Here is an 18,803-nt window from a genome sequence, read left to right as displayed (position 1 = left end):
GAAGGAGAGAAAATTGTAGGTTTTCTACAGCGGAATCGACTGATAGCGTCACTAGACTTGCCCTCAGGGCCCTGCCTTTGTGTGGAATCTACTTAAGTCCTCCGCGGTATTGGGCCAGCGACTATCAGCAACAGAGCCGGAGACATTTGATGAGCCACGATCTGACCACGACTGCGGGAAAGATTGCAGATTTCCGCGAGCGCCAGGCCCGTGCTGAGCAGCCCTCCGGCCCGGAAGCGATCGAGAAGCAGCATGCGCGCGGCAAGAACACCGCCCGCGAGCGCATCGACCTGCTGTTGGACGCCGGTTCCTTCGTCGAGTTCGACGCGCTGGCCGTGCACCGCTCCACCGCCTTCGGCATGGAGAAGAAGAAGCCGCTCGGCGACGGGCTCGTCTCCGGCTACGGCACCGTGGACGGCAGGCCCGTGGCGGTCTACAGCCAGGACTTCTCCGTCTATGGCGGCTCGCTGAGCCAGGTCAACGGCGAGAAGATCGTCAAGGTTCAGGAATTCGCGCTGCGCAATGGCTGCCCCGTCGTGGGCATCCTCGACGGCGGCGGCGCCCGGATCCAAGAAGGCGTCGCCTCGCTGGCGATGTTTGCGGATATTTTCCGCAACAACGTCCACGCTTCCGGCGTCGTGCCGCAGATCTCGCTGATCATGGGACCCTCAGCCGGCGGCGCCGCCTACTCCCCGGCCCTGACCGACTACGTGGTCATGGTGGACAAAACTTCGCACATGTTCATCACCGGCCCGGACGTCATCAAGACCGTCACCGGCGAAGACGTGGACATGGAAACCCTCGGCGGCGCCCGCCAGCACAACGCGAACACGGGCACCTCCACGTACCTCGCCTCCGACGAGACGGACGCCATCGAGTTCGTCCGCGAGCTCCTGGATTTCCTGCCCTCCAATAACCTCGCCGAAGCCCCGGTGCTGGAGCACACCCAGGAGCTGGAGCTCGACGACGACGACCTCGCCCTCGACACGCTCATCCCGGACTCGGCCAACCAGCCCTACGACATGCGTAAGGTCGTCGAGCAGATTGTCGACGACGCGCACTTCCTGGAGATGCAGTCGCTCTACGCCCCGAACGTGATGATCGGCTACGGCCGGGTGGAGGGCCACACGGTGGGGATCGTGGCCAACCAGCCCATGCAGTTCGCCGGAACCCTGGACATCGCCGCCTCGGAAAAGGCCGCCCGATTCGTCCGCCACTGCGATGCCTTCAACATCCCCATCATCACGCTCGTTGATGTGCCCGGCTTCCTTCCCGGCAAGGACCAGGAGTTCCAGGGCATCATCCGCCGCGGCGCTAAACTGCTGTATGCCTATGCCGAGGCCACCGTGCCCAAGCTGACCGTCATCACCCGCAAGGCCTACGGCGGGGCGTACATCGTGATGGGCTCGAAGAAGCTCGGGGCGGACCTGAACCTGGCCTGGCCCACCGCCCAGATCGGCGTCATGGGCGCCCAGGGTGCGGTCAACATCCTGTACCGCCGCGAACTGGCAGCCGTTTCGGCAGACGGCGGCGACGTCGAGGCCAAGCGCGCCGAGGTCATCCGGCAGTACGAGGAAGAGCTGCTCAACCCCTACCAGGCCGCCCAGCTCGGCTACGTGGACGCCGTCGTCGCGCCGTCCGAGACGCGGGTGCAGATCATCAAGGGCCTGCGCGCCCTCCGGGACAAGCGCGCCAGCCTGCCCGCCAAGAAGCACGGGAACATCCCGCTGTGATCCCCACCCGCCCCCTAACTTCGCAAGTCCCCACCGGCTCCCAGCCTTCGCAAGCTCAGGCCGGGTCCCTCGCCGGCGTGGGCCCACGGCCAGGAGGATCCGCCGACAGCCCCGACTCGCCGCTGCTCTCCGTCGTCAAGGGCGAGCCGACGGCGGAGGAGCTGGCGGCGCTCACCGCCGTCGTCCTCTCCCTCGGCAACGGCGATTCCGCGGCGCCGGTGAAGCCCAGTGTCCGCCAGTGGGTCCGGCGGCAGCAACTGCAGCTGGCGCCCAAACCCGGCCCCGGGTCGTGGAAGCGCAGCCGCGGCTGAGCATTCAGTAACCCTTTCAGAACTGCCCGACCGCGGCTAGTCTCGTCGGGTGACTGAAACTACTGAACACGCCGCCACCGTGCGCCCGCAGACCGCCATCGACGCCGTCGCCGACGACTACACCGACACCCTGATCCGGCTTAACCCGAGTTTTGCCACCGAACTCGGTCTGCCCGGCCACGAGACGGAATACCAGGATTTCTCCCCCGCCGGGCAGGAGGCATTCGCCGCCGCCGCCCGCCAGGCCCTGGCCGCGCTGGACGGCCTGGAGCCCGCCGACGACGTCGATGCTGTCACCCTTGACGCGATGCGCGAACGCCTGGGCCTGCAGCTCGAAATCCACGAATCCGGCTGGGATGCCGCCGAGCTGAACAACATCGCCTCCCCCGCGCAGGATATCCGGGCAATCTTCGACCTGATGCCGACGGACACCGCGGAGCAGTGGAACCATATCGCGGGCCGCGCGCGCAACGTCCCGGCGGCGATCGACGGCTACATCGAGTCGCTGCGCTCGGCCAAGGCGGACGGCAGGGTCGCCGCCGCACGCCAGGTCTCGATCGTGATCGAGCAGACCACCAAGTACGCCGCCGAAGACGGCTTCTTCGCCAAGCTCGCCGCCAACGCCCGCACGGCGGAGGGCCCGCTGCCCGCAGATCTGCAGTCCACGCTCGACGCCGGAGTGGCTGCTGCTCGGGTGGGCTATTCGCGGCTGGCCGGCTTCCTGGAATCCGAGCTGCTGCCGGCCGCCCCGGCCGCGGACGCCGTCGGCCGGGAGCGTTACGCACTGGCTTCGCGGTCCTTCCTCGGCGCCGCGGTGGACCTCGAGGAGACGTACGCCTGGGGAGTGCACGAACTTGAACACCTGATCGCCGAGCAGGAGCGGGTGGCTGGCGAGATCCGCGCGGGCGCCTCCATCGAGGAAGCCAAGGAGCTCCTGAACAACGACCCCGCCCGCCAGCTGAAGGGCACGGACGCGCTCCAGGCGTGGATGCAGGGGCTCTCCGACAAGGCCGTGGCCGACCTTGCCGGCGTGCACTTCGACATTCCGGACGTGATGAAAGCGCTCGAGTGCAAGATCGCACCGACCGACGAAGGTGGCATCTACTACACCGGGCCTTCGGACGACTTCAGCCGGCCGGGCCGCATGTGGTGGTCTGTGCCTGCCGGCGAGGACACGTTCACCACCTGGGCCGAGACCACCACGGTCTACCACGAGGGCGTGCCGGGCCACCATCTGCAGGTCGCGACCGCCACCTACCGCCGGGAGCTGCTCAACAAGTGGCGGCGCAACGTCTGCTGGACCTCCGGGCACGGCGAAGGATGGGCGCTCTACGCCGAAAAACTTATGCAGGAACTGGGATATCTCAAGGACCCGGGCGACCACATGGGCATGCTGGACATGCAACGCATGCGGGCGGCCCGGGTGGTTTTCGACATCGGCGTGCACCTGGAGCTGGAGGTTCCCGAGCGCTGGGGGTCTGGTACCTGGACGCCGGAGAAGGGCTACGGGTTCCTCGAAACGAACCTGCCGATCAGCGAGGGCCAGCTGAAGTTCGAGTTCACCCGCTACCTCGGCTGGCCCGGCCAGGCGCCGTCGTACAAGGTGGGCCAGCGGCTCTGGGAGCAAATCCGGGCCGAGCTCGAATCCCGGCCCGGCTTTGACCTCAAGGAGTTCCACACCAAGGCGCTGAACGTCGGTTCGGTAGGCCTGGACACCCTCAGGAGTGCTCTGCTCGGCTAGAGAGGCTATGCCATGTGACACGTGCCGAATGGACCTCGGTGTGATCTTGGTCTAGTCTCTACCGGGACACATTTGCTGGGTTTTCGATAGCCCGCGTCGGAGGCTGGGGCCGCGACGCAGATGCCGGGTAATCCTGCGCTCATCTGTTGGACCACCTTCCAGGCAAGAACCGCCGTTCCTTAGTGCGGTCTTCCCACCAATCAGCACCTCGGTCTCAGGTGCGCACTGTTGAAATATGAACCCGCGCGAACGCTCAGCACATCACTTGCTTACCGAACCCTGCCGGGCAAATGCACAGAAAACCCCATATTGGAGCCTTCCATGAGGAAATTTGCCTCAAACCTGAGACCCCCGACCCTTTCCGCACCCCGGGCACGGCCCCGAGCCCGGACGCGGGCCGCCGCTTCCCTTGTAGCGACCGCCGTCCTTGCCGCTGTTGCGGCGATCGGCGCCCCGACCCCCCTGAATGCGGCGACAGCGCCGGCCTCAACATCGGTTGCACCTCTTGCCACGACCGCAGTCTGCAATCCCCTCCCGATCAACCTGCCCGCCCCAGCGAACCGGCACACCTCGGCAAAGAAGGTTTGGGCCTACTACTTCCCGCCGTTCCCGCTCGCTGTGGACAGCCCTGATGCGAGCCGGGACGTCTACACGCGCTGGCTGAACACCCACAACTCCACGGGCGGCGCCTACGACCTGCGGGACCGTCCGCAGGTTCCCCAGCGAGTGGGCACCTCGGCGTGGCGTCAGGCCGACTTCGAGCAGGAGGTCCGGCAGGCCGTCGGGGCGGGCCTGGACGGCTTCATCTGGGAATACCACTCCTCGAGCGACCAGCGCTGGAATCAGTTGCCGGCGATGCTGGCAGCCGCCAAGAAGGTAGACCCGGGCTTTAAGATCATGCTCAGCCCGGACTTCAATACGGCGGCGGGATCCACCTCGGACAGTGTCTACAACGACGTCATGAAGGTCAAGGACGACTCCTCGATTTACCGGAACAGTGCCGGCATCGTGCTGGCCCCGTTCTTCCCTGAGCGCAAGACTCCCTCCTGGTGGGACGGGCTCAGGAACCGCCTCGCTTCCTCCGGCGTGAAATCGAACCTCGTTCCGATCTTCATCTCCTGGGGCGGAGGAACCCAAAAGATGGACTGGAACAATTCCGTGTCCGGCTATTCGCATTGGGGAACGCGCATCGCCAGCGGTGTTCCGACCCTCGCAAAAGAGAGCGCCGAGGCCCACCGCCGCGGAAAGACGTGGATGCAGCCGGTAGCGTTCGAGGATTCCCGGTCCTACGACGGCCGCTACTGGGAGTCATCCAACAGCTCCACCATGCGGGATTCCCTGATGTCCGCAATCACCGGCAAGGCAGACTCGATCGCCTTCATCACCTGGAGCGACTACACCGAATCCTGGGTGGCACCTTCCAAACAGCGCGGTTTCGCCGTGATGGACATGGCCGCCTACTACATCTCCTGGTTCAAGAGCGGGGTCAAGCCCACCATCACCCAGGACGCGCTGTACTGGAGCCACCGCTCACACGCCACGAACGCGCCGTATTCGAAGACGGCCATCGGCCACAACGGCAAACCCGCGCCCATGCACATTGCCAACGGTGATGCGGCCAAGAACGAGGTGGAGCTGGTGGCCGTGCTGAAGTCCCCCGGACGCCTTACCATCACACAGGGCAGCAACGTCAAGACCATGGACGCTCCGGCGGGACTCACGTCCTTCAAGGTTCCGCTGGTTGCCGGCACCACTCCTGCCTTCAAGCTCGCCCGCAGCGGGACGACGGTGCAGACCGTTACCAGCAACACCCCGGTGCGCTCCTCCGTGGTGTACCAGGACATGATCTACCATGCAGGCGGCGGCGTGGCGGCCAACTGCCCGCGCTAGCCCGTTTCCTGCGGGCGCCAGCCCGTTTTCCCGCGCGAGATTACAGTTCGCGGCAGTGTTCCGGCGAAACATTGCCGCGAACTGTTCTCTGGATGCGCCTCAGGCCCTCGCCGGTCATGCGCCGCCGATCAGGGGAGACAATCACCACATCCGCAGCAGGAATATCTTTCCAAAGTCCCGGATTTCGGCGGCATCCCCGGGAGACCCGTCCCGGGGCGGGGAATGTTACGTCGTAACATTTCTCAACGTCCGTTCGCCGTGATAATCGGACCGGTCCTAGCGTGTTCGGGTGAGCACTCAGATAAGCACCCCCGCACCCGCCGGAAAGACCGGCTTCCAGCTGCCCAAGTGGGCCGGCTCGTTCGGCTTCCAAATCATCGCCGCCCTGATCATTGGCCTAGGCCTTGGCCTCCTGGCCAAGTACACCGGCAGCACCAAGGCCAACCCCAACGCCCTCGGCACAACCCTGCAGACCATCGGTTCGAGCTATGTCTCGCTGCTGCAGACCGCCGTTGTCCCCCTCATCTTCACCGCCGTCGTGAGCTCCATCTCCAACTTGCGTGCCGTCTCCAACGCCGCCAAGCTGGCCTGGAACACGCTGCTGTGGTTCGCGATCACCTCGCTGATCGCCGTGCTGATCGGCATCGGCCTCGGCGTCCTGCTGCAGCCGGGCGCCAGCACCGGCATCACGCAGGAGGCCAAGTACTCCGGTAAGTCCGGCGACTGGTGGGCCTTCCTGACCGGCCTGTTCCCGAAAAACTTCCTCGGCCTGGGTGCCAGCACCACCGTCACCGAAGGTGTTGCCACCACCGCAGTGAGCTTCAACGTGTTGCAGATCCTGGTGATCGCCATCGCCGTCGGCATCGCGGCACTCAAGGTGGGCAAGGCCGCTGAGCCGTTCCTGAACCTCAATGCCTCTGCCCTCGCCGTGATCCAGAAGGTCCTTTGGTGGATCATCCGCATCGCCCCGATCGGCACCATCGGCTTGATCGGCAACGCCGTGGCTGTCTATGGCTGGGACACCATCGGCTCACTCGGCAAGTTCACGTTCGCCATTTACGTGGGCCTGGCCCTCGTGCTGTTCGTGGTGTACCCGGTCCTGGTCCGCGCCCACGGCCTGTCCATCAAGCAGTATTTCTCCGGCGTCTGGCCCGCCGTGCAGCTGGCCTTCGTCTCCCGCTCTTCCGTGGGTACCCTGCCGCTCACCCAGCGCGTGACCGAGCGCAGCCTGGGCGTCCCCCGGGCCTACGCCTCCTTCGCCGTGCCGCTGGGCGCCACCACCAAAATGGACGGCTGCGCTGCAATCTACCCGGCGATCTCCGCTATCTTCGTGGCCCAGTTCTTCGGCATCCAGCTCGACTTCACCCAGTACCTGCTGATTGCCCTCGTCTCCGTGTTGGGCTCCGCCGCGACGGCCGGTACCACTGGCGCCGTCGTCATGCTGACACTGACGCTCTCCACCCTGGGCCTGCCACTGGCCGGCGTCGGCCTGCTGCTGGCCATCGATCCGATCCTGGACATGGGCCGCACGGCCGTCAACGTGGCCGGTCAGGCACTGGTCCCCACCATCGTCGCCAAGCGACAGGGCATCCTGAACGAGTCGCTCTACAACGCACCGCGCAACGGTGACCCCTTCGCCGACGAAGTCGACGGCACCGTCGACAGCGCCGCCGTCGACCCCTCAGCTGCCGGTCCCGCCATTGAGCGGGACGATCGCGAGCTGGCAAACGCGAAAGCCTAACCGCTAACAGGCGTTCACAGGAAAAGTCCCCGGGATGAACTGCACCCGGGGACTTCTCCTGTTAAGCGGCGACTAGTGCCCGCCCCCGCCGATGACGCCCTTCTCCACGGCCTTGGTGACGGCGTCGGCCTCGGCCTGGGTCAGGGTCCCGTCCGTGACGGCCTTGTCCAGCTTCGTCTTCAGAGCCGCGGCACGGTCCGCCTGTGCAGCGGTGCGGAGCTCCTCGAGGGCCGCGGTGACCTTGGACTCCTCGATGCCGAGCGACGACGCCAGGGACTTGGCCAAGGCCGCGTCCCGGGCAGCACGGTCCGGCTTGGTGCCGTCGGCCGGCGGGGTGGTGGGCTTGTTGGCGTCGCGGAAGGCCTTCAGCGCTTCGGTCACCTTGGCCTCCTCGACGCCGAGCTTCGCGGCCAGTTCGGATGCCCGGGCGCCGCCGCGGTCCCCGCCACGGCCATGGCCGCCGCGCATGCCCTGACCATCGTTGGTGCCGGGCGTCGCGTCCGCCGAAGCGCTGGTGCTGGGAGTTGGGGCCGGAGTGGTGGCTGCCGATGCCATCCCGGTAACTCCAAGGCCGGCGCCGAGGGCCAGAGCCGCGGCTGAAATGCCGAGGGTGATTCTCTTCGTGCTTGACATGTGCTGTCTCCTGGATCTGCCGTGCGGTGACGGCTCCTTGTGCTGTTGTCTCTGTGTGCTGTGGTCTCTGTTCCAAGACGTGGTTCCAGTCTGCTCCCGCCGCTTCAGCCGGAGCTGTCGGGAAGCTTTCATCTTCCTGTGAATGTTCCGGCCCGGACTCCGGGGTATGGGTAGGCTCAGGGCATGTTGATCGTCACGTCGAACGAGATCCCGGGGCACCGGATCGACGCCGTCTTCGGCGAGGTCATGGGGCTCACCGTCCGAGCCAGGGACATCGGCGCCCAGGTTCTGGCCGGCTTACGATCGCTGGGCGGCGGGGAGCTGCCCGAAATGACCCGTGCGCTCTACGAGAGCCGGCAGCAGGTTATGGCCCGGATGGTCACCGAGGCCGAGCAACGCGGCGCCAACGCCATCGTCGCCATGCGCTTCGACACCTCGGAGCTGGGACCCAACTGGACGGAAGTCTGCGCCTACGGGACAGCCGTCTTCGCGATCCCGCTGGCGGAAGGGGAAGCCGGCGCGACCGGCCAGTCCATTTACCTCGCGAGTCAAGGAAAACCGCAGCCGGAACCGGAATGATGTGACCCTCCCCGGGGCCACCCCTCCGGCCCCTATAGAAAGTTGCGCACTGTGCAAACATGCACGTAGTGTAAGCGCGTGACTTCCCCTTCAGCTCCCGCTGCAGCTTCTGCTTCTGCTTCTGGCGATGGCGCACCGCCTTCGCGCCGGGAGCTCAACAAGGCGGCGACCCGGCAGGCCATCACGGAAGCCGCGCTGGGCCAGCTGCGCACCAAGGGCCCGGGCAACTTCACCGTAGAGGACATCGCGGACGCTGCCGGAATCTCCCGCCGGACCTTCTTCAACTACTTCAACAGCACCGAAGCGGCGATCGCTGCCGTCACCTTCGGCTTCCTGGACAAGGCACTCCAGCAGTTCCGGCTGCGCCCGGCGGGGGAACCGTTCCTGGAATCGGCCCGCGCAGCACTCGTGGCCCTCGCCGACCCGATGACCGTGGCCCCGATGGCTGAGCTGTACAGCCTGGGCAAGTCCAATCCGCAGCTCAGCCGCTCGGAGCTGGAAGCCTGGGACCACTGCACCGGCGAAATTATTGCCGCCGCCCGCGAGCGCTCCAATGCCGAGGCAGGGGAACTCGATGAACTGTACCTCCGCGCCCTGGCCGGATCCGTCATCTCCTGCGGCAAAGCAGCCATGGACGTCTGGTTGGCCAGGTGCGGCGGGTCACTGACCCCGGAATCGCTCTCCATCCTGCGCCAGCTCCTGATCGATTCCATGGGCCTGCTGGGTTCAGGTTTCGCCCGACCCACAGCTGCGCAGGCTGCCCCTCAGGCCGGCAACCCGGCCGTCCCGTCCACCGCCACCCCTTCCCCAGATCGGCTCTGACATGGCCCTCCTTCTCTACCGCCTCGGCAAGTTCTCCTACCGGCACCGCTGGTTGGTGATTTCACTGTGGCTGGCCGTGTTAGTGGCAGTCGGTGGCGCCGCAGCCGCCTTCCACGGCACCCTGTCCAACAACTTCCAAATTCCGGGCACGGAAACCCAGCAGATGGCGGACAAGCTCAAGAAAGAACTGCCTGCGTCCTCGGGCGGTTCTGCGGGCATCGTCTTCGAAGCCAATGGCTCCGAGTTCAGCCAGGCAGGCAAGGATGCGGTGTCCGCCGCACTGGCCAGGCTGAAGACCCTTCCGGACGTGCAGGGGACGGTGGATCCGTTTGCCACCCAGGCGCAGCTGGACGACGCCGCCGCCGAACTTGCTGCCGGCCAGCAACAGTCAGCCGCAGGCCAGGCCCAGCTGGACCAGGCCGCGGCAGAACTCGCCGCCGGCAAGACTCAGCTGGAGGCCGCGGAGCAGCAGATGGCCGCCGCCGGACTCCCCGCCGCCGCCATCGAGGCGCAGCTCGGCCAGCAGAAAACCGCCCTCGCCGCGGGGCAGGAGAAGCTCGACGCCGGCACCCGGGAGCTTGCGGCCGGCGCCGAGAAACTCGCCCTTGGCCAGCGCCAGTTGGACGCCTCCAGAGGCATGCGCTTCGTCTCGGAGGACGGCAGGGCCGCTATCGCCCAGGTCCAGTTCAAGACCTCCATCAACGGCCTCAAGCCCGAGGTCCGCCAGGAAGTCCAGGACATCGTTCAGGAAGTCTCCTCGGCCGGTGTCACGGCCCTGCCCAGCAAGGAAATCACCGAAGACGTTTCCGAGCTGTTCGGTATCTCGGAGATCCTTGGAATTGCCATCGCAGCCCTGGTCCTGATCATCATGCTGGGCACTTTGATTGCTGCCGGGCTGCCCCTGCTCATGGCCGTCGTGGGCGTAGCGGTGGGTGTGGGCGGAACGTTCGCCCTTAGTGGCGTCATGGACATGAGCTCCATCTCCCCGATGTTGGCCTTGATGCTCGGCCTCGCCGTGGGCATTGACTACTCCCTCTTCATCGTCAACCGCCACCGCGGCCAGTTGCTGTCCGGCATGGACCCCGAGGAATCCGTGGCCCTCGCCACCGGCACCTCGGGCAACGCCGTGCTGTTCGCCGGCCTCACCGTCATCATTGCCCTTGCAGCGCTCGTCATTCCGGGGTTGCCCTTCCTGGCCGTGATGGGCCTGTCCGCCGCGGGCACCGTGGCCGTCGCCGTCGTCGTCGCCCTGACTCTCACCCCGGCCATCCTCTCCCTGGTGGGCCGGAAGCTGATCTCCAAGCGGGCGTGGGCAAAGGCGGACAAGCACAACACGGCTCCCGGCCACGAGATGGATGACCGGGCCCGGGACGAATACCGCGGCAGCCACGGCTGGGGCGGCCTCGTCACCAAGCACCCTGTAATGGCCATGCTGGCGGGCGTCCTGCTGCTCGGCATCGTGGCGCTGCCGGCCGGCCAGCTGAGGCTCGCCCTACCCGACGGCGGGTCGGAACCCGTCAATTCGCAGGCTTTCAAGGCCTACGACGTCACCGGGCGCAGCTTCGGCGCCGGCATGACCGGGCCCATTGTGGTGGTCGGTGACCTCCCGGCCGGACTCACCGAAACCGAGGCACAGGCCAAGCAGTTCGACGTCGCTGACACCCTGCGCAGCACCGACAACGTCACGGCCGCCGTCCCCGTGGCACTGAGTGACGACCGCCGCACCGCAGTCTTCCAGGCCATCCCGAACGAGGGACCGGCCAGCGCGAGTACGGTCCGGGTGGTCTCCGAACTGCGCGCCGAAAAGGGCGCGATCAAGGACTCCACCGGGGTCAGCATCGGCCTCACCGGACAGACCGCAGGAAACGTCGACGTCTCCACCAAGCTCGGCGATGCCCTGCCGCCCTATCTGGCGATCGTGGTGGGCCTGTCCCTGATCCTGCTGCTGCTGGTGTTCCGTTCCATCGTGGTGCCGCTGCTGGCCACCGGCGGCTTCCTGCTCTCGCTCGCCGCCGCTTTCGGCGCCGTCGTCGCGGTCTACCAGTGGGGTTGGCTCGGGACGATTTTCGGCGTCGACAATCCGGGGGCCGTGCTGAGCTTCCTGCCCATCATCCTGATCGGTGTGTTGTTCGGCCTGGCCATGGACTACCAGGTGTTCATTGCCTCCGGCATGCGCGAGTCCTACATGCACGGCGAAACGGCTAAGCACGCGGTCCGCTCCGGCTTCAGCCACGCCTCCGCGGTGGTCACGGCGGCGGCGATCATCATGGTCAGCGTATTCTCGGGCTTCATCTTCTCGCACCTGAACATGGTCCGGCCGCTGGGCTTCGCCATGGCCTTCGGCGTGCTGATCGACGCGTTCGTGGTCCGCATGACGATCGTCCCGGCCGTCATGTACCTGCTCGGCGAGAAGGCCTGGTGGCTGCCCCGTTGGCTGGACCGGATCCTGCCTGACGTGGACGTTGAAGGCGCGAAGCTCCGCCCCGAAGCATCAGCGGCCGCTTTCGAGGCCGAGCCTGAGCCGGAAGAAGTCGCCGCCCGCTGACCGTCACAGCCTGCGCCGCCCGCTGATCATTCCGATCGGCGGGCGGCTTTTTCGTGCGTTCAGGCCGCCAGGACTGATGCGGCGCGCACCCGCTTGAGCGTCTTGGCGTGATGGCGCTGTATCCGTCGGTGGTGGCGAGCGTCCGGGGCCAAGGCATCCCGGCCTGGCGTGTCATTGGTTGTGGTGCCGGGTAGTGGCGGTGCGGTGGAGTGGTAGGTGTGGCCCGTGGGGGTGGTGAGTTCGATTCTGTGGCGCGGCCCGGGCCTGGGGATTGCGGTCCAGCCGGGGGTTTCTTTGGTGTGATTGCAGGCTTCGCAGAGCCCGGCGCCGTTGGTCGCGGTGGTCTGCCCGCCTTCCGCCCAGGGGATGATGTGGTCCATGTGCCGGATCGGGGCGTCGCAATAGGGGGTGCGGCAGGTGTCGTCCCGGGTCTGGAGGAAGCGGCGGAGTCCGGGTGGGAAGAGCCGGGCGCGGGAGTCCACCGCGACCAGGCCGCCGGTGCCGGGAGCGGTGTAGAGCCGCCGCAGCCAGACGTTCGTGGCCTGGTTCTCGCTGCCTTTGATGAGTTGGCGTGCCCAGCCGGCGGGGACGATGCCGTAGCCCGGGAGGCGAGCGGGTTCACTGTCGCCTTGGAAGAGGGCGCGGTCGGTCATCACGAGCTGGATCTCGATCCCGCTGATCCCCGCTTCCCTGCCGGTGGTGCGTTCGACCAAGGCGTCCGCCATGAGCTGGCCGCGGGTGCGGGGGTCCCCTGCGGAGCGGGCGGCGTCGGCGTGCCGGGTGAGTGCCGCGTGAACGGCGACGCCTTGGGCGACGGGCAGCAGGGCGGTGAGGTAGCACATGGTGTCCGGCGCGGGCCGGAGGCCGACGTGCCGGTCGGCGGCGGCGTGGGCTGCACGTTCCGCGACCGACCGCGGGTCCCGCCGGTAAGCGGCGGACCGGGCCGCGGCGACAAGGGCGCGGTCGCCAGCTCCGCTGAACTTACCACCGTCGGGCGCGAGTTCCTCGTCCACGGCAACCCGGTCGGCGGCCGTCAGGCATGCGGTCTCGCGGACCAGCAGCGTGGCGCGCCATTCGCTGAGCTGCCCGGTTTCCAGGGCGGCAAGGGTATGCGGCATTTCGGCGACGAGGGCTTTGGCGAGGCCGAGGAGCCGGCCGCCCTTCGCGGGGGATTCGCGCCGGGCGAGGGCAATCTGTGCCGCGACGCCGGCGCCGAGCTGGTCGGCGGGCATTCCAGCGTCGGATTGTTCGCGGCGCTGGCGTAGATCGAAGGCGACGGCATTCCGGGCCTGGCGCGCGGCCAGGGCGGACTTAAGGTCTTCCAGTTCGCGTGTTTCATTGATGAGTTCGGCGGCTCGGGCCGGGGCCGGGAGGGCGGCCAGGATCCGGGCCAGGTCAGCGACCGTCATGCCTGCCGCCTGAACTATGCCGTGCTCCTGATGGCCGTCCATGGTTCAAATGTATCTGCGGGCTATGACATTTATGGCCCTGCGGAGTCATTCCACCGCTTCGGAATGCATCAGTGATCTTCCTGGCCCGGACGTAGCTCCTCGCAGCCGCCTGTTCGAGCTCGTCACGCCCGTAAAGGCCGCTCAATGAGAGCCGTACATGACGGGCACGCATCAGGGGCGTAGGAACTAGGCTGGAGCAGTGACCCGCCTCATTCTTGCCTCCCAGTCCCCCGCCCGCACCAAACTGCTCAGCTACGCCGGCATCCGGCACGAGGTCCTCGTCTCCGATGTGGACGAGGACGCCGTCCAGGCACGCTACGGCGTGACCGATCCGCACGACACAGCCCTCCTGCTCGCGAGGGCCAAGGCCGAGGCCGTAGCGTCGCTGCCGGAGGCGGAAGGCGCCCTGGTGCTCGGCTGCGATTCGGTCTTCGAGTTCGACGGCGAGGCGCACGGCAAGCCGTACACGGCCGAGGTCGCCCGGGAGCGGATGCTCAGGATGAGCGGCAGCATGGGCGTCCTGCACACGGGCCACTGGCTCGTCGACTGCCGCGACACCGACGGCCCCGCGGACAGCGACAGCGGCCCCGACACCGAAAACCCCGACGACACTCCCGAGCGCCCCGGCACCGGCGCGACCCTCGGCCATGTCACGTCCGCCGAGGTGCACTTCATGGAGATGAGCGCCGAGGAAATCGATGCGTACATCGCCACCGGGGAGCCGCTGCAGTGCGCCGGATCCTTCACGATCGACGGCTACGGCGGGGCCTTCATCCGCAAGGTCGACGGCGACCCACACACCGTCGTCGGCCTCTCCATATCCACCCTCCGTGGCCTGCTGGGGCAGGCGAAGGTGGGCATCACCGAACTCTGGACCGAAGGCGCGGTGGACCCGGCGGAGGTACGTGCTGAGTGAGCCAATTCGCAGTCTCTTTGTAGCAACCCTACAAAGGAGGGGCCGTCTACGGGCGGATTCCGCAATTAATATCGGCGGAACCCACAAAACCGCGCTAGGCTCCCTGAAGGAAAGAAGGAGACGCCTTGTCAGCAAATTCGGAGCAGTCCGCAAATCCCGTGCCGTCGTCAGCCGTAGTTACGCATCAGCTGAGCAAGGTGCTGATCGCTAACCGCGGTGAAATCGCGGTGCGCATCATCCGCGCCGCCCGTGACGAAGGCATCGCCTCCGTGGCGGTCTATGCGGACCCGGACCGGGACGCCCTGCACGTCAAACTCGCCGACGAGGCGTACGCCCTGGGTGGCAACACGGCGGCGGAGTCGTACCTCGTCATGGACAAGCTGATCGAGGTGGCCCACCGCTCCGGCGCCGACGCCATCCACCCCGGCTACGGCTTCCTGGCCGAAAACGCCGAGTTTGCCGCCAAGGTGATCGCCGCCGGCATCACCTGGATCGGCCCCTCCCCCGAGGCCATCTCCGCCCTCGGAGACAAGGTCCAGGCCCGCCACATCGCCGAAAAGGTCGGCGCCCCGCAGGTCCCGGGAACGGCCGACCCGGTGGAATCCGCCGAGGAAATCCTGGAGTTCGTGGACAAGTTCGGACTGCCGGTGGCCATCAAGGCTGCCTTCGGCGGCGGTGGACGCGGCATCAAGGTGGCCCGTACCCGCGAGGAAATCCCCGAACTGTTTGAATCCGCGGTCCGCGAGGCCGTCGCCGCCTTCGGCCGCGGCGAGTGCTTCATTGAACGATTCCTCGACGCCCCGCGACACGTCGAGACCCAGTGCCTGGCGGACGCCTACGGCAACGTCGTGGTGATCTCCACCCGCGACTGTTCGCTCCAGCGCCGCAACCAGAAGCTGGTCGAAGAAGCACCTGCCCCTTTCCTCACCGAAGAACAGAACCTGCGGCTCTACGAATCCTCCAAGGCCATCCTCAAGGAAGCTGGCTACCTCGGCGCCGGCACCTGCGAGTTCCTCGTGGGCCAGGACGGCACCATCTCCTTCCTCGAGGTCAACACCCGCCTCCAGGTGGAGCACTGTGTCTCCGAGGAAGTCACCGGGATTGACCTCGTCCGCGAGCAGTTCCGGCTGGCCCGCGGCGAAAAACTCGGCTACGACGACCCCGAGGTCCGCGGCCATTCCATCGAATTCCGCATCACCGGCGAGGACCCGGGCCGGAACTTCATGCCCGCCCCCGGAACCATCAGCCGACTCTTGAACCCGACCGGCCCCGGCGTCCGGATCGACTCCGGCGTGGAGCAGGGCGATGTCATCAGCGGCAATTTCGACTCGATGCTCTCCAAGCTCATCGTCACCGGCGCCACCCGTGCCCAGGCCCTGCAGCGCGCCCGCCGCGCCCTCGAGGAGATGGTGGTCGAAGGGATCCCCACCGTCATCCCGTTCGACCTCGCCGTCGTCAGCAACCCCGACTTCGCTCCCGCCGAGGGACCGTTCAAGGTCCACACCCGCTGGATCGAGACGGCCTTTATCAACGACATCCCCGCCTGGACCCCCACCGGGATCGGCGCGGAAGCGCCCGACGCCGGCGAACGCCAGCGCGTCGTCGTCGAGGTCGGCGGCAAGCGCCTTGAGGTCGTCCTCCCGGCGTCGCTGGGGTCCCCTAACTCCGGCAGCGGCGGCGGGGCCAAGCCGGCGAAGGCCAAGAAGCGCTCGCGCAGCGGCGGCGCAGCAGTCGCGGCCAGCGGCAACGCGCTGACCTCCCCCATGCAGGGCACCATCGTCAAGGTGGCCGTCGCCGAGGGTGACACGGTTGCCGAAGGTGACCTCGTCGTCGTGCTCGAGGCCATGAAGATGGAGCAGCCCCTCACCGCACACCGCGCCGGAATCGTGATGGGCCTGTCCGCGGCTGCCGGCGAGACCGTCTCCGCCGGCGCCGTCATCGCCATGATCGAAGACAGCGCGGCCGAGTAGCGGGAGCCTTGACGGGAACGGCAGACTTAGTTCCGTGAAGCCATTCCTCCTCCTCGCCTCCCGGGCCGAAGACGCCGCAGCCGACGACGAATACAGGGCATACCTCCGCTATACCGGCCTGGCCGCGGCACAGCTGCACCGGATCCGGATGGAGGCGGTCCCGCTGCCGGAGCTGGAGCTCTCGGATTACTCGGGCGTGATCGTCGGCGGCAGCCCGTTCACCTCCAGCGATCCGCCCGAGCAGAAATCGGCCACCCAGCACCGGGTGGAGCGGGAGCTTGCCGCACTGCTGGACCGGATCGTGGCCGAGGACTTCCCGTTCCTGGGCGCCTGCTACGGCGTCGGAACGCTGGGCCGGCATCAGGGCGCCGTGATCGACAGGACCTATGGTGAGGGACTGGGCGGCGTCACGATCAGCCTGACCCAGGAGGGTTTAAACGACCCCCTGCTCAAGGGCCTGCCGGAGGAGTTCACGGCGTTCACCGGCCACAAGGAGGCCTGCACCGTCCTGCCGCCGGACGCGGTACTGCTGGCGAGCTCCGCCGCTTGCCCGGTGCACATGTTCCGGATCAAGACGAACCTGTATGCGACGCAGTTCCACCCGGAGCTCGACGCCGAGGGGCTGGTCACCAGGATCGACATCTACCGCCATGCCGGGTACTTTCCGCCGGAATCGGCCGAAATGCTGATGGAGGACGCCCGGAAGTTTGTCGCCACGGAACCGATGAAAATCCTCCGGAACTTCGTGGAGCGGTATGCCATCTGACGGTTCCGGGCTGAGCCAGGCCCGGGGCTGTGCACAAAGAAGCCCGGTGTGTTCAACACACCGGGCTTCTTCCTGCATCAACCAGTTGTAGTAACGGGTCTCAGTAAGCGAGCGTCAGGCTACGTTGTTTTCGTAGTCCAGGTCGCGGGTTTCCTTGCTCAGGAACAGGGCGATGAGCGTCAGGACAGACATGACGGTGAGGTAGACGCCCACCAGCACGGGGCTGCCCTTTGCCATTTCCCAGAGCCAGACGGCGATGAACGGTGCCACGGCCGCGCCCAGGATGCTGGAGACGTTGTAGCTGACGGCCGAGCCAGTGTACCGGACGTTGGTCGGGAACAGCTCCGGCAACAACGCACCCATGGGGCCGAAGGTCAGGCCCATGAGTGAGAAGCCGATGATGAGCAGTGCCATGGTGCCCACGAAGCCGCCGCCGAAGAGCGGAACGAACAGCAGGCCGAAGACGAAGATGCCGCCCGTGACTGCCAACAGCATCTTGCGGCGGCCGTACTTTTCGGCGAGCGGACCGGAGACCAGGGTGAAGATGCCGAAGAACACGACGCCGGCGATCAGCATCCAGAGGAAGTCGTTGCGGGAGAAGCCCAGGCCGGGGACGAACGCTGCTGCGGCGGCCTCGGTCATCGGCTTGCCGGCCTTCTCTGCTGCGGCCTTGGCGGCGTCCAGGCTGGAGGCGCGGGTGCCGTAGGTCAGCGTGAACGTGGTCATCAGGTAGAAGAGCACGTAGGTGGCGAGCATGATGAACGTGCCCAGGATCAGCGGACGCCAGCTGGTCTTGAAGACGCGGGCGAGCGGCAGCTTGGCGACCTCGTTGGATTCGAGCACCTTGGTGAAAGCGGGGGTTTCGATCAGCTTAAGCCGGACGTAGAGACCGATGATGACCATGACGGCGCTGAGCAGGAACGGCACACGCCAGCCCCAGGCCATGAAGGCTTCCGCCGAGAGGGCGTAGCTGAAGACCAGGAAGATCACGTTGGCGATGATGAAGCCGATCGGGGCGCCCAACTGCGGGAAGGTTCCGTAGATGGCGCGCTTGTTCGCCGGGGCGTTCTCGGTGGCCAGCAGGGCGGCACCGCTCCATTCGCCGCCGAGGGCAAGGCCCTGGGCGAAGCGCATGACCACCAGCAGTGCCGGGGCCCAGAATTCCCAGCCCGGGACGAGGGCCGTGGGCAGGCAGCCGATGAGGAAGGTGGCGATACCCATGGTCAGCAGCGAGGCAACCAGGGTGCCCTTGCGGCCGAACTTGTCACCAAAGTGGCCGAAGACGATTGAGCCAAGCGGGCGCGCGACGAAGGCGACGCCGAAGACGGCGAAGGAGCTCAGCAGCTGCGTGGTTTCGTTCTGGCCGGGGAAGAAGAGGCGCGGGAAGACGAGTACGGCGGCCGTGGCGTAGACGTAAAAGTCGTAGAACTCAACGGTGGTGCCGATCAGGCTGGCGACAATGACGCGGCCGCGCGAGTTCACCTGTTTGGCGGACCCATGCCCCGTGGAGGTTGCAGTGGATGACATGTAGTGGCGCTTTCATGAGGACCGGACCGTTCTTGCTCATGGTCCGGATGAGGAGAGAATACGTAGGCTTACATATTAGTTCCCGGGGTCCAATGAATGGACAAATGTCCCACTATTTGGACAGCCGGGATTGTCTCACGTGATGGTCCTCACATTATGCCCTGACGTTCCTCACGCC

Annotated in this window: 14 protein-coding genes; 11 read left to right on the top strand and 3 right to left on the bottom strand. The window is 66.6% G+C overall.

Translation table 11 applies throughout. From position 1 onward, the window contains the following. Positions 1-149: 149 nt before the first annotated feature. The 5 genes from OM977_RS06070 (at position 150) to OM977_RS06050 (ending at position 7,416) form a co-directional block, all read left to right on the top strand. The gene (locus OM977_RS06070; RefSeq protein WP_264356610.1) at positions 150-1,733 is read left to right on the top strand and encodes an acyl-CoA carboxylase subunit beta; all 1,584 of its coding nucleotides are present in this window, start codon (positions 150-152) and stop codon (positions 1,731-1,733) included. 77 nt (positions 1,734-1,810) lie between these two features. Beyond that, complete coding sequence (locus OM977_RS06065; RefSeq protein WP_264357325.1) at positions 1,811-2,044, top strand: acyl-CoA carboxylase subunit epsilon; 234 nt, start codon at positions 1,811-1,813, stop codon at positions 2,042-2,044. A gap of 49 nt (positions 2,045-2,093) precedes the next feature. After that, entirely contained in the window at positions 2,094-3,785 is a 1,692-nt protein-coding gene (locus OM977_RS06060; RefSeq protein WP_264356609.1) for a DUF885 domain-containing protein, read from the top strand. Between the two features lie 321 nt (positions 3,786-4,106). After that, entirely contained in the window at positions 4,107-5,675 is a 1,569-nt protein-coding gene (locus tag OM977_RS06055) for an endo-1,3-alpha-glucanase family glycosylhydrolase (protein WP_264356608.1), read from the top strand. A gap of 289 nt (positions 5,676-5,964) precedes the next feature. Further along, complete coding sequence (locus OM977_RS06050) at positions 5,965-7,416, top strand: dicarboxylate/amino acid:cation symporter (protein WP_264356607.1); 1,452 nt, start codon at positions 5,965-5,967, stop codon at positions 7,414-7,416. Positions 7,417-7,488: 72 nt separating this feature from the next. On the opposite strand, the gene OM977_RS06045 is transcribed toward OM977_RS06050, so the two are convergent. Continuing rightward, positions 7,489-8,049 (bottom strand): hypothetical protein, encoded by a 561-nt coding sequence (locus OM977_RS06045; RefSeq protein WP_264356606.1) that lies wholly within the window; start codon positions 8,047-8,049, stop codon positions 7,489-7,491. A 183-nt stretch (positions 8,050-8,232) separates the two neighbouring features. Between OM977_RS06045 and OM977_RS06040 the strand changes: the two genes are divergently transcribed. The 3 genes from OM977_RS06040 (at position 8,233) to OM977_RS06030 (ending at position 11,995) form a co-directional block, all read left to right on the top strand. After that, on the top strand, positions 8,233-8,628 hold the full coding sequence (locus tag OM977_RS06040) for a YbjQ family protein (RefSeq protein ID WP_264356605.1): 396 nt from the start codon (positions 8,233-8,235) through the stop codon (positions 8,626-8,628). A gap of 78 nt (positions 8,629-8,706) precedes the next feature. Beyond that, the gene (locus OM977_RS06035) at positions 8,707-9,450 is read left to right on the top strand and encodes a TetR/AcrR family transcriptional regulator (protein ID WP_264356604.1); all 744 of its coding nucleotides are present in this window, start codon (positions 8,707-8,709) and stop codon (positions 9,448-9,450) included. A 1-nt stretch (position 9,451) separates the two neighbouring features. Further along, positions 9,452-11,995 carry an MMPL family transporter gene (locus tag OM977_RS06030; RefSeq protein ID WP_264356603.1) on the top strand — a complete coding sequence of 848 codons (2,544 nt, stop codon included), beginning with the start codon at positions 9,452-9,454 and terminating at the stop codon, positions 11,993-11,995. A 59-nt stretch (positions 11,996-12,054) separates the two neighbouring features. On the opposite strand, the gene OM977_RS06025 is transcribed toward OM977_RS06030, so the two are convergent. Further along, complete coding sequence (locus OM977_RS06025) at positions 12,055-13,404, bottom strand: HNH endonuclease (RefSeq protein ID WP_264357324.1); 1,350 nt, start codon at positions 13,402-13,404, stop codon at positions 12,055-12,057. Positions 13,405-13,645: 241 nt separating this feature from the next. On the opposite strand from OM977_RS06025, the gene OM977_RS06020 reads away from it, so the two are divergent. The 3 genes from OM977_RS06020 to OM977_RS06010 all read left to right on the top strand — a co-directional run bounded on the left by OM977_RS06020 (position 13,646) and on the right by OM977_RS06010 (position 17,098). After that, on the top strand, positions 13,646-14,362 hold the full coding sequence (locus OM977_RS06020; RefSeq protein ID WP_264356602.1) for a Maf family protein: 717 nt from the start codon (positions 13,646-13,648) through the stop codon (positions 14,360-14,362). 125 nt (positions 14,363-14,487) lie between these two features. Next, positions 14,488-16,332, top strand: a complete 1,845-nt coding sequence (locus OM977_RS06015) for an acetyl/propionyl/methylcrotonyl-CoA carboxylase subunit alpha (RefSeq protein WP_442960705.1) — start codon at positions 14,488-14,490, stop codon at positions 16,330-16,332. Positions 16,333-16,366: 34 nt separating this feature from the next. Then, entirely contained in the window at positions 16,367-17,098 is a 732-nt protein-coding gene (locus OM977_RS06010) for a glutamine amidotransferase (RefSeq protein ID WP_264356601.1), read from the top strand. A gap of 114 nt (positions 17,099-17,212) precedes the next feature. Here OM977_RS06010 and OM977_RS06005 read toward each other — a convergent pair whose 3' ends face one another. Next, positions 17,213-18,625, bottom strand: coding sequence for an MFS transporter (locus OM977_RS06005; RefSeq protein WP_264356600.1), 1,413 nt, complete (start codon positions 18,623-18,625; stop codon positions 17,213-17,215). Between the last annotated feature and the right edge of the window lie 178 nt (positions 18,626-18,803).

The sequence above is a fragment of the Pseudarthrobacter sp. MM222 genome (assembly GCF_947090775.1).
Classification (GTDB): domain Bacteria; phylum Actinomycetota; class Actinomycetes; order Actinomycetales; family Micrococcaceae; genus Arthrobacter.
The sequence above is the reverse complement of the archived record's forward strand: the minus strand, read 5'-3'. Positions and strand labels throughout refer to the sequence as shown.

Excerpts from the sequence above, each read along its gene's own strand:
- OM977_RS06045 (WP_264356606.1), bottom strand. The coding sequence starts at position 8,049 with ATGTCAAGCACGAAGAGAATCACCCTCGGCATTTCAGCCGCGGCTCTG.
- OM977_RS06040 (WP_264356605.1), top strand. The coding sequence starts at position 8,233 with ATGTTGATCGTCACGTCGAACGAGATCCCGGGGCACCGGATCGACGCC.
- OM977_RS06025 (WP_264357324.1), bottom strand. The coding sequence starts at position 13,404 with ATGACGGTCGCTGACCTGGCCCGGATCCTGGCCGCCCTCCCGGCCCCG.
- OM977_RS06030 (WP_264356603.1), top strand. The coding sequence starts at position 9,452 with ATGGCCCTCCTTCTCTACCGCCTCGGCAAGTTCTCCTACCGGCACCGC.
- OM977_RS06070 (WP_264356610.1), top strand. The coding sequence starts at position 150 with ATGAGCCACGATCTGACCACGACTGCGGGAAAGATTGCAGATTTCCGC.
- OM977_RS06055 (WP_264356608.1), top strand. The coding sequence starts at position 4,107 with ATGAGGAAATTTGCCTCAAACCTGAGACCCCCGACCCTTTCCGCACCC.
- OM977_RS06005 (WP_264356600.1), bottom strand. The coding sequence starts at position 18,625 with ATGTCATCCACTGCAACCTCCACGGGGCATGGGTCCGCCAAACAGGTG.